The sequence below is a fragment of the Ochrobactrum sp. CGA5 genome (genome assembly GCF_006345815.1).
Lineage (GTDB): Bacteria > Pseudomonadota > Alphaproteobacteria > Rhizobiales > Rhizobiaceae > Brucella.
In genome coordinates, this window is the sequence record NZ_VCIG01000046.1 from 1 (window position 1) to 359 (window position 359).

Genomic DNA, 359 nt, shown 5'->3' on the forward strand with positions numbered 1-359 from the left:
AGGACGCATGCCATGAAGATGATTCCGGTGACGATTGTCACGGGGAAGTCTGACGTTGCGAGATAGTTTTGCAGTGCGACGACGAAGGCTGCGCCGACGATGGGTCCGATGAGCGTTCCGATGCCCCCGAGCAACGCCATCAGGATCACTTCGCCTGACATTTGCCAGCCCACATCCGTCAATGTTGCAAACTGGAAGACGAGTGCCTTCATGCCGCCTGCAAGTCCAGCAAGTGCTGCCGACATCACAAAGGCTGCGAGTTTGTAGTGATTGACGGAATAGCCCAGTGAAACGGCACGGCTTTCATTCTCACGCACAGATTTAAGAATCATGCCGAAGGGCGAATTGATGATGCGCCA

1 protein-coding gene is annotated in these 359 nt (G+C 54.6%); it reads right to left on the minus strand.

What is annotated here, in order from left to right:
• A partial coding sequence (locus FJQ48_RS22205; protein WP_139977093.1) for a branched-chain amino acid ABC transporter permease occupies nt 1–359 on the minus strand: 359 nt, incomplete at both ends.